The following is a 9,299-nucleotide window of genomic DNA, read 5'->3' as shown; positions in this document are numbered from 1 at the left end:
CATCGACATGTCGCACTACCTCTACCTCGTCCGGCACGGCGAGCACCAGGACGCGGAGCACGGTCTCCGCGACGGCAAGCTGTCGGAGCGCGGCAAGCGCCAGGCAACGCTGATCGCGGACCGTCTCGGTGGCGTGCCGTTCGACGCCGTGCACCACTCGCCGCTCGAGGCGCCGAGCGAGACCGCGGCGTTCATCGCCCAGCGGCTGCCCTCGATCCAGCCGGAGCCGTCGACGCTGCTCTTCGACTGCATCCCGTCCGGACCCACGCCCGACATGCCGCACGCGTACCAGGGCTGGTACGGCGGCATCACGGAAGAGGAGATCATCGCCGGGCAGGCCCAGATGGGCGACGCGGTCGCCGAGTGGTTCACGCCCGCGCGCGAGGACCGGCACGACCTCCTCATCACGCACAACGCCGTCATCGGCTGGTTCGTCCGCGAGGCCTTCCAAGCACCCGAGTGGCGCTGGATGGGCACGAACGTCGCCCACACGGCCCTCACGATCATCCGCATCCGCTCGGCGAAGCCGGCCGAGGTCGTCACCCTGAACGACCTCGCGCACCTCCCGGTCGAGCTGCGCACCGGCCTCCCGGTCGACCAGCCCGTCTGAGCCCGGCGCGGTCCCGCAAGTTGCGTCCGTCGGACGTGGGCCGGCCTGGAGGCCCGGATCGCCTCAACGGAACGGCTTGCGGTACCAGGCGGTCGCGTTGGGGTTCTCGTTGAACGGTGCGACGCGCGCGTAGCCCCGGCTGCGGTACATCGCGCCCGCCGCCACGAGCGAGTCGTTCGTGTCGAGCACGACCGCGGTCGCGCCGAGCGCTCCGCCAGCCGCCTCGAGCTCGTCCATGACCGCCGTCGCGACCCCGCGGCCCCGGCCCTCGGGGGTGACGTACACGTGCTTCACCTCGAAGCGGACGTCGACCCCGCCGTCCTCGGTCCGGCCGTCCGCGATGCGGCGGAGCCCGCCGCACCCCACCGGGACGCCGTCGTCGTACGCCACGACGAACACCCCGTCCGGCACCGTGAACTCGGCGGCCGGCGTGCGCTTCCGCGCGTAGGTGCCCTGGGCGCGCGGGAAGGTGCGCTCGCGCTCGTCGAGGTACGCGTCGAGCAGGGCGTCGACCTCCGGTGCGTCGGCGGGCACGGTCCTGACGTCGAGCGGCATGCCCCGATCCTAGGATGGTGGTCATGGTCACTCCCGTCGCCGTCGTCGGCGCCACCGGTCGGCTCGGGGCCCTCGTGGCCTCGGTGGTCGAGGAACTCCCGGACTTCGAGCTCGTCGCACGGCTCTCGTCGAAGGACGGCGCGCACGAGGCCCCGCCGTCGGTGTTCGGCGACGCGGCGCTCGTCGTGGACGTCACGGTCCCGGCGCTGAGCCCGGCGATCGTCGAGAACGCGCTCGTCGCAGGGGCGAACGTCCTCGTGGGGACCTCCGGCTGGTCGCAGGACCGGCTCGCGAAGCTCCGCGCCGGCCTCGAGGCCCGACCCGACCAGGGCGTGCTCGTCGTCCCGAACTTCTCGATCGGGTCCGTGCTCGGCACCCACCTCGCGACGATCGCCGCGCCGTGGTTCCCCTCGGTGGAGATCGTCGAGACGCACCACGCGGGCAAGGTCGACTCGCCCTCGGGCACCGCCGTCCGCACCGCGGAGCTCATCGCCGACGCCCGCCGCGAGGTCGGTCCGGTCGACGCTCCGCACGTCGACCAGCGCGCCCGCGGGCAGCAGGTCGCGAGCATCCCGATCCACTCGCTGCGGCTGCCCGGCGTGAAGGCCGTGCAGGACGTCCTGCTCAGCGGTCCCGGCGAGACCCTGACGATCCGGCACGACACGAACGACGACGTCGCCTACGTGGCGGGGATCCGAGCGGCCCTGACCGCGGTCGGCTCGATGCGCGGGCTGACCGTCGGGCTCGGCAGCGTCCTCGGCATCGGCTGAGGGACGACCGTGCTGAAGTCCGCCCGGTCACCGTTCTGGGGCGCCGCGCTCATGGCGGTGCTGCTGGTGCTCTACATCGTGCTCGTCGGGCAGCGGGCGGTCGCGTTCATCGCCACGGGCATCCCGATCGGCATCGGCATCGGCGTGGCGCTCTTCGTGGTCGCGGCGATCGGCGCGGTCCTGCTCGTCCTCGAACTCCGCTTCGGCTTCCGGATCACCCGGCTCGGCGCACGGCTCGAACGGGAGGGCGGCGCACCCGACGACGTGGTCGACGTGCGACCGTCGGGACGTCCGGCGCGTGACGCGGCCGACGACCTCTTCCCCCGGTACAAGGAGGCGGTGGAGCAGGACCCCGCTGACTGGCGCGGCTGGTACCGCCTCGGCGTCGTCTACGACGCCGCCGGTGACCGCAAGCGGGCGCGGGCCGCGATGCGCGAAGCGCTCACCAGGGCGCGCGGCTGACGGCCTGGAGGGACGTGGCGGGGCCGCCCCGGGCCTCCAGGCCGTCTGCTGGTCGCGTTCAGAACGCGGCGTCGACGGCGTCCTCGGCACGCGCGTACCGGAACGTGTAGCCCGACTCCAGGAGCTTGGTCGGCACCATCTGCTGGCTCGACAGCAGCATCTCGTCGGCGGCATCCCGGAGGACGAGGCGCAGTGCGAACTCGGGCATCCGGAACAGGTAGGGGCGGTGCAGGTCCTCGGCGACGCGGTGGGGGATGCGGTCGGAACACGCCGGCTCCGGTCCCGCAGGTTCACCGGACCCGACACCCCGGCGGCCTTCGGGCTGGTGGCGAGGTGCACGATCGCGCCGACCTCGTCGTCCAGGGCGATCCACGGCCAGAACTGGCCGCCGGTGCCGAGCCGACCGCCGAGACCCGCCTTCGTGAGCGGGGCGAGTGGTGCGAGCGCGCCACCGCCCTGCCCGACGACGATGCCGGTGCGCAGCGTGACGACGCGGACGCCGTCCGGGGCGGCGTTCGCGGCCGCCTCCCACGCGACGCACACCTCGGCGAGGAAGCCCGTGCCGGGAGCGGCATCGTCCTGCAGGACGTCGGAGGGGCGGTCGCCGTAGACGCCGGACGCCGAGCCGGACAGGAAGAGCGCCGGCGGGTTCGTCGTGTGCCGCATCGCCTCGACGAGCGTCTCGGTGGCGGACACGCGCGACCGCAGGATCTCCTGCTTGTACGCAGCGGTCCAGGGCAGCTTGCCGATGCTCGCGCCGGCGAGGTTCACCACGACGTCCGCGCCGTCGATGACCGCGGGGTCGAGGGGTCGCGAACCCGGTGCCCAGCGGAACTCGGTGGGGGAGCGGGGGTCGCGCCGCACGAGCGTGGAGACGTGGTGCCCGGCCTCGCGGAGCGCCCGGACGAGCGGGGTGCCGATGAAGCCGGACGCGCCGGCGACGACGATCGAGAGCGGTTGGGGGGTCGTGTCGGCCATGGGGACAACGCTACTCAGGAGCCTGGAGGTCGGGGCCGCGCCCGGCTGTGAGGTCGCCGTTGTGGGTGGTCCCGTTTAGGCTCGTGGCGTGACCGACGAGACCGTGCAGCCCGATCCCACCGTCCCGACTCCGTACGAAGACCTGCTGCGTCGTGTGGTCGAGGAAGGCGCGCCGAAGGGCGACCGCACCGGCACCGGCACGCGGAGCATCTTCGGCGCCCAGCTGCGGTACGACCTGTCGGAGGGCTTCCCGCTCGTCTCGACGAAGCGCGTGCACTTCAAGTCGGTGGCGTACGAGCTGCTGTGGTTCCTGCGCGGCGACGGCAACGCCCGTTGGCTGCAGGAGCACGGTGTCCGGATCTGGAACGAGTGGGCGGGCGAGGACGGCGACCTCGGACCGGTGTACGGCGTGCAGTGGCGCTCGTGGCCGACGCCCTCCGGCGAGCACGTCGACCAGATCGCCCAGGTCATCGAGCAGATCCGCAACGATCCGGACTCCCGTCGCCTCATCGTCTCCGCGTGGAACGTCGCGGACGTGCCCGACATGGCGCTCGCCCCGTGCCACGCGTTCTTCCAGTTCTGGGTCAACGACGGCAAGCTCTCGTGCCAGCTCTACCAGCGGAGCGCGGACATGTTCCTCGGCGTGCCGTTCAACATCGCCTCGTACGCGCTCCTCACCCACATGATCGCGGCGCAGACCGGGCTCGAGGTCGGCGACTTCGTGTGGACCGGCGGCGACTGCCACGTGTACGACAACCACGTCGAGCAGGTCCGCGAGCAACTGACCCGCACGCCGTACCCGATGCCGACGCTGACGCTCGCGCCGCGCGACTCCATCGACGACTACGTGTACGAGGACATCGAGGTCGTCGGGTACCACCACCACCCGTCCATCGCGGCCCCGGTCGCCGTCTGATGGTCGAGGGCGTGCTGCCCGACGGCTGGACGGAACCCGTCCGCGGGGTCGGCATGGTCTGGGCACGGTCGGTCTCCGGGGTGATCGGGGCCGACGGCGGCATCCCGTGGCACGTCCCGGAGGACCTCGCCCACTTCCGGACCGTCACCGGCGACGCCACCGTGGTGATGGGTCGTCGCACGTGGGAGTCCCTCCCGACGCGCTTCCGGCCGCTGCCCGGGCGGCGGAACGTCGTGCTCACCCGGGACGCGGCGTGGAGCTCCTCGGAGGCCGCAGTCGGCGCCGAGGTGGTGCACGACCTCGCGACGGCGCTCGACACGGACGGGCCGGTCTGGGTGATGGGTGGGGGAGCGGTGTACGCCGACGCGCTGCCCTTCGCCGACCGGGTCTCCGAGACGATCGTCGACGTCGAGGTCCCGGGGGACACGGTCGCGCCGGAGCTCGGCGCGGGGTGGAGCCTCGTCGACGAGGGTCCGTGGCAGGAGTCCCGCGTCGACGGCACGCGCTTCCGCTTCCTGGAGTGGCGCCGCGCCGAGCGCGCGCGCCCGTAGCGCGCCGCGCGCCGCGCGCCGCGCGCCCGCCGCCGCCGCCGCCCACGGGTGCCGGTGCGTTCCGTTTCCGCACAACCAAAGTCCGCGCACACCGCGGAAACGCGTGGTGCGCACTGACCTTGGTTGTGCGAACGCGAACAACGCCGTGTGCGCGCGAGCGGCCCACCGTCCGGGCGGACTGCGGCGCCGTCGCCCGACCCCGGTACGCTGGTCTCCGTGTCCACGCGTGAGAATCCCTTCGGTCAGGTCCTCGTCGCCCTCGTGACCCCGTTCACCGCCGACGGCGAGGTCGACTGGCCGGGCGTCGAGCAGCACATCGACGACTGCATCACCGCCGGCGCAGACGGCATCGTCGTCACGGGCACCACGGGTGAGACGTCCACGCTCACCGACCCGGAGAAGCTCCGCCTGGTCGAGGTCGGCAAGTCCGTCGCCGCCGGTCGCGCGAAGATCATCACGGGCGGCGGCTCGAACGAGACCGCGCACGCGATCCACCTCTACAAGCAGAGCGAGAAGGCCGGCGCGGACGGCGTGATGATCGTCACGCCGTACTACAACAAGCCGACGCAGGCGGGCGTGCTCACCCACTTCCGGATGATCGCGGACGCCACCGACCTGCCGGTCATCCTCTACGACATCCCCGGCCGCACCGGGATCCCGATCACGTACGAGACCATCGTGCGGGCCTCGCACCACCCGAACATCCTCGCCGTGAAAGACGCCAAGGGCGACTTCGCCGAGGTCTCCCGGGTGCTCAACAACACCGACCTCATGTACTTCTCGGGCGACGACACGAACGTGCTCCCGCACCTGTCGATCGGGGCCACGGGGCTCATCGGCGTGACGGCGAACATCACGTCGACGCCGTACCGCACGATCGTCGACGCCGTGAACCGCGGCGACCTCGCGACCGCGACCGCCGAGCACAAGCGCGTCGAGCCGCTGGTCCGTGCGATCATGACCCACGTCCCCGGGACCGTCGCGGCGAAGTACGTGCTGCACGGACTCGGCCGCATCGGCAGCCCGCGCGTCCGGCTGCCGCTCGTCGGCCCCGAGGACACCGAGGCGTACGCCATCGAGACCTCCCTCGAGGCGGTCCGGGACATCCCGGGCGCCGACTTCTCGAACTTCCGCCCCGACCGCAACGCAGCGGCCGGCGGCGCACTGCCGAAGGTGCCAGGCACCACACGTTAGGAAAGACCGCGGCGCAGCGGTAGCGCGTCGCACGACAGTCAGGACCGAATGCCCACCCAGATCTCCACACCACAGCCGCTCGAAGCCGGCACCCTCCGCGTCGTCCCCGTCGGTGGGCTCGGCGAGATCGGTCGCAACATGACCGTCTACGAGTACGAGGGCAAGCTCCTCGTCGTGGACGCCGGCGTGCTGTTCCCCGAGGAGCACCAGCCCGGCGTCGACCTGATCCTGCCGGACTTCGCGCCCATCCGGGACCGCCTCGACGACGTCCTCGGCGTCGTGCTCACGCACGGCCACGAGGACCACATCGGCGCCGTCCCGTACCTGCTCAAGCTCAAGGGCGACATCCCGCTGATCGGCTCCACGCTGACCCTCGCGCTCGTCGAGGCGAAGCTCAAGGAACACCGGATCAAGCCGTACACGCTCGTCGTCCAGGAAGACCAGACCGAGCAGCTCGGCCCGTTCCACCTCGAGTTCGTCGCCGTGAACCACTCCATCCCGGACGCCCTCGCCGTCGCGATCACGACCCCCGCCGGTCGGGTCCTGCACACGGGTGACTTCAAGATGGACCAGCTCCCGCTCGACGACCGCATCACCGACCTCCGCGCCTTCGCGCGGCTCGGCGAGCAGGGCGTCGACCTGTTCCTGCCGGACTCCACCAACGCCGACGTGCCGGGCTTCACCGCCCCGGAGCGCGACATCGGGCCGGTCCTCGAGAACATCATCGCGCGCGCCCGCAAGAAGGTCGTCGTGGCGAGCTTCTCGTCGCACGTCCACCGTGTGCAGCAGGTCCTCGACGCCGCGGCCGCCGCGAACCGCAAGGTCGCGTTCATGGGCCGGTCGATGATCCGCAACATGACGATCGCCGCCGAGCTCGGCTACCTCCGCGTGCCGGACGACGTGCTCATCGACACGAAGAAGGCGAAGAACGTCCCGGACGACCAGATCGTCTACATGTCGACCGGCTCGCAGGGCGAGCCGATGGCCGTCCTGGCACGCATGGCGAACCTCGAGCACCAGATCGAGATCGGCGAGGGCGACACCGTCATCCTCGCGTCCTCGCTCATCCCGGGCAACGAGAACGCCGTCTACCGCGTGATCGACGGGCTGACCAAGCTCGGCGCGAAGGTCGTGCACAAGGGCAACGCGAAGGTGCACGTCTCCGGGCACGCGAGCGCCGGCGAGCTGCTGTACTGCTACAACATCCTCCGGCCGAAGAACGTCCTGCCCGTGCACGGCGAGCACCGCCACCTCTACGCGAGCGCCGACCTCGCGATCCAGACCGGTGTCCCGCCGCGGAACGTCATCCTCGGGCAGGACGGCATCGTCGTCGACCTCAAGGACGGCGAGGTGCGCGTCGCGGGCCAGCTCGACATCGGGTACGTCTACGTCGACGGGTCGACCGTCGGCGAGATCACCGACGCCGACCTGAAGGACCGCCGTGTCCTCGCGGAGGAGGGCTTCATCTCCATCTTCTGCGCCGTGGACTTCACCACGGGCCAGTGCGTCGTCGGCCCGGAGATCCAGTCGCGCGGGTTCGCGGAGGACGAGTCGGTGTTCGACGACGTCCGTCCGCAGATCGCCAAGGCGCTGGCCGAGGCCGCCGCGAACGGCACGCGTGACCAGCACGCCTTCACCCAGGTGGTCCGGCGCACGGTCGGGCGCTGGGTGAACTCGAAGCACCGTCGTCGCCCGATGATCGTCCCGGTGGTCATCGAGGCGTAGTCGCGTCCGCCGGTCGCGCTCGCGCGCGGTCCGGCCTGGAGGCCCGTCACACGTCCGTCACGGACGCTGCGGCGGGCCTCCCTCGCTTTGTCCTGGGCGGGGATTAGGGTTCTGCCCATGGCCGGAGGCACCAAGTCGACCACGCGCTCACGCGCGTCCTCGTCGTCGCGCACGAGCACGACGCGCGGGACGTCGCGCACCCAGGCCACGACGAAGAAGCTGCCACCGGCCAGCCAGCCCCCGGTCTTCCGTGAGCAGAACCCGCTCGTGACGGCGTGGCTCGCGATGGCCCACGGCGTCGGCGCCCTCTTCCGCGTGCTCGGCAAGGAGTCCCTCGAGAAGGACCAGCGGCGCGACGGCTTCCCGTTCCTGCTCGTCCTGCTCGCCATCGCCGGTGCCGTGGTCGAGTGGCTCAACCCGACGAGCGCGGTGTCGGTGAACCTCGACGCGTACACGTTCGGTGGACTCTTCGGCCGTCTCGCCTTCGCGCTGCCGGTGATCATGGTCGTGTTCGCCGGATGGCTGTTCCGGCACCCGGCGTCGGTGCACGACAACACCCGCATCGGGATCGGCCTCGGGATCCTGCTCGTCTCGATCTCGTCGCTGTGCCACGTCTTCGGCGGCACCCCGAGCGCGTCGACGGCATGCCGGCCCTCGCCGCCGCCGGAGGTGTGCTCGGCTGGGTCGTCATCGGGTGGCTCGTCACGATCGCGACCGCGTGGGTCGCCGTCCCGGTCGCAGTCGTGCTGCTGGTGCTCTCGCTCTTCATCATCACGAAGACGCCGCCGAACAAGACCGGCCGCCGCCTGCACGAGCTCTACGCCTACCTCTTCGGCGCCCCCGCGCCCGCCCCTGCGGACGACGCGGTCGACACCGCGCCGGAGTCGACGCCGCGGAAGCCCCGCGGCAAGGGCAAGAAGGACTCGCAGGAGTTCCAGCTCTTCGACGACCTCGGCTTCGGCGAGGACGGAGCACCCGGCGACGAGTCGGTCGAGACCGTGCCGTGGTGGCGCCGCAACAAGTCCGGCCGCGAGGAAGAACCGGCCTTCGACAGCCCCGTGCTGCCCGCCGCAGCGACGCAGGCCGCCCCGCCCGTGCCGCCGTCGGCCTCCCCGAACGCCGGAGCCGCCGCCGGACTCGTCGACCACACGCCGGCCGAGCCCGGATCGGTGAACCTCAACGACTCGATCGAGCAGGAGCTCGAGCACGCCGAGCAGGCCCTGCGCGACTTCGGCGCCGAGGTGCCCGCCGCACCCGCGCGCGTGGCCGAGCCGACGGTGGGCGAGGCGACCCGCCCGGATGCCGGCGTGTCCCCGGTGGTCTCCCCGAGCCTCCCGGCCGAGGACCCCGTCGACGACCCGGCCGACGCGGCCGACGGCCTGTCCGCCGCGGCGGACGACGAGGACCCGGACAAGCCGTACCGTCTGCCGGCGGCGACCACGCTGAGCGCGGGGACCCCGTCGGTGGCTCGCAGCCAGGCGAACGACGACATCGTCGCGGCGATCACCGGCGTGCTCACCGAGTCAAGGTCACGCGAA

General features: G+C 71.9%; 10 protein-coding genes and 2 pseudogenes. 8 read left to right on the top strand and 4 right to left on the bottom strand.

The window, feature by feature from the left end:
* The first annotated feature begins 7 nt into the window (after positions 1 to 7).
* Complete coding sequence (locus I59_RS09140; RefSeq protein WP_031273474.1) at positions 8 to 610, top strand: histidine phosphatase family protein; 603 nt, start codon at positions 8 to 10, stop codon at positions 608 to 610.
* A 63-nt stretch (positions 611 to 673) separates the two neighbouring features.
* Here I59_RS09140 and I59_RS09135 read toward each other — a convergent pair whose 3' ends face one another.
* A complete protein-coding gene (locus tag I59_RS09135) occupies positions 674 to 1,165 on the bottom strand; it encodes a GNAT family N-acetyltransferase (RefSeq protein ID WP_022903612.1) in 492 nt (163 codons plus the stop codon).
* 23 nt (positions 1,166 to 1,188) lie between these two features.
* On the opposite strand from I59_RS09135, the gene I59_RS09130 reads away from it, so the two are divergent.
* Positions 1,189 to 1,935 carry a 4-hydroxy-tetrahydrodipicolinate reductase gene (locus I59_RS09130; RefSeq protein ID WP_031273473.1) on the top strand — a complete coding sequence of 249 codons (747 nt, stop codon included), beginning with the start codon at positions 1,189 to 1,191 and terminating at the stop codon, positions 1,933 to 1,935.
* A gap of 51 nt (positions 1,936 to 1,986) precedes the next feature.
* Positions 1,987 to 2,397 (top strand): tetratricopeptide repeat protein, encoded by a 411-nt coding sequence (locus I59_RS09125; protein ID WP_042726604.1) that lies wholly within the window; start codon positions 1,987 to 1,989, stop codon positions 2,395 to 2,397.
* A gap of 58 nt (positions 2,398 to 2,455) precedes the next feature.
* Here the strand turns inward: I59_RS09125 and I59_RS23745 are convergent, their stop codons facing one another.
* Entirely contained in the window at positions 2,456 to 2,605 is a 150-nt protein-coding gene (locus I59_RS23745) for a DUF1731 domain-containing protein (protein WP_022903609.1), read from the bottom strand.
* A 140-nt stretch (positions 2,606 to 2,745) separates the two neighbouring features.
* Positions 2,746 to 3,375: pseudogene (locus I59_RS19600) on the bottom strand (NAD-dependent epimerase/dehydratase family protein); the annotation flags it as partial.
* 88 nt (positions 3,376 to 3,463) lie between these two features.
* Between I59_RS19600 and I59_RS09115 the strand changes: the two are divergent.
* From I59_RS09115 to I59_RS09100, 4 genes are all read left to right on the top strand, one after another.
* On the top strand, positions 3,464 to 4,291 hold the full coding sequence (locus I59_RS09115) for a thymidylate synthase (RefSeq protein WP_022903607.1): 828 nt from the start codon (positions 3,464 to 3,466) through the stop codon (positions 4,289 to 4,291).
* Positions 4,292 to 4,302: 11 nt separating this feature from the next.
* The gene (locus I59_RS09110; RefSeq protein WP_307120456.1) at positions 4,303 to 4,842 is read left to right on the top strand and encodes a dihydrofolate reductase; all 540 of its coding nucleotides are present in this window, start codon (positions 4,303 to 4,305) and stop codon (positions 4,840 to 4,842) included.
* A gap of 216 nt (positions 4,843 to 5,058) precedes the next feature.
* A complete protein-coding gene (gene dapA, locus I59_RS09105; protein ID WP_022903605.1) occupies positions 5,059 to 6,036 on the top strand; it encodes a 4-hydroxy-tetrahydrodipicolinate synthase in 978 nt (325 codons plus the stop codon).
* A 48-nt stretch (positions 6,037 to 6,084) separates the two neighbouring features.
* Positions 6,085 to 7,761, top strand: a complete 1,677-nt coding sequence (locus I59_RS09100; protein WP_022903604.1) for a ribonuclease J — start codon at positions 6,085 to 6,087, stop codon at positions 7,759 to 7,761.
* A 147-nt stretch (positions 7,762 to 7,908) separates the two neighbouring features.
* Here I59_RS09100 and I59_RS22055 read toward each other — a convergent pair whose 3' ends face one another.
* A complete protein-coding gene (locus I59_RS22055) occupies positions 7,909 to 8,373 on the bottom strand; it encodes a hypothetical protein (protein ID WP_148286149.1) in 465 nt (154 codons plus the stop codon).
* Positions 8,374 to 8,405: 32 nt separating this feature from the next.
* Between I59_RS22055 and I59_RS19595 the strand changes: the two are divergent.
* Positions 8,406 to 9,299: pseudogene (locus tag I59_RS19595) on the top strand (cell division protein FtsK); the annotation flags it as partial.

Source organism: Curtobacterium sp. B8 (assembly GCF_000333315.1).
In the GTDB taxonomy this organism is placed as follows: domain Bacteria; phylum Actinomycetota; class Actinomycetes; order Actinomycetales; family Microbacteriaceae; genus Curtobacterium; species Curtobacterium luteum.
This window is presented reverse-complemented; position numbering and strand designations above follow the sequence as displayed.

Bases quoted from the DNA above. Each gene is read 5' to 3' on its own strand.
- I59_RS09125 (WP_042726604.1), top strand. From the start codon at position 1,987: ATGGCGGTGCTGCTGGTGCTCTACATCGTGCTCGTCGGGCAGCGGGCG.
- I59_RS23745 (WP_022903609.1), bottom strand. From the start codon at position 2,605: ATGCCCGAGTTCGCACTGCGCCTCGTCCTCCGGGATGCCGCCGACGAG.
- I59_RS09135 (WP_022903612.1), bottom strand. From the start codon at position 1,165: ATGCCGCTCGACGTCAGGACCGTGCCCGCCGACGCACCGGAGGTCGAC.
- I59_RS09140 (WP_031273474.1), top strand. From the start codon at position 8: ATGTCGCACTACCTCTACCTCGTCCGGCACGGCGAGCACCAGGACGCG.
- I59_RS09100 (WP_022903604.1), top strand. From the start codon at position 6,085: ATGCCCACCCAGATCTCCACACCACAGCCGCTCGAAGCCGGCACCCTC.
- I59_RS09130 (WP_031273473.1), top strand. From the start codon at position 1,189: ATGGTCACTCCCGTCGCCGTCGTCGGCGCCACCGGTCGGCTCGGGGCC.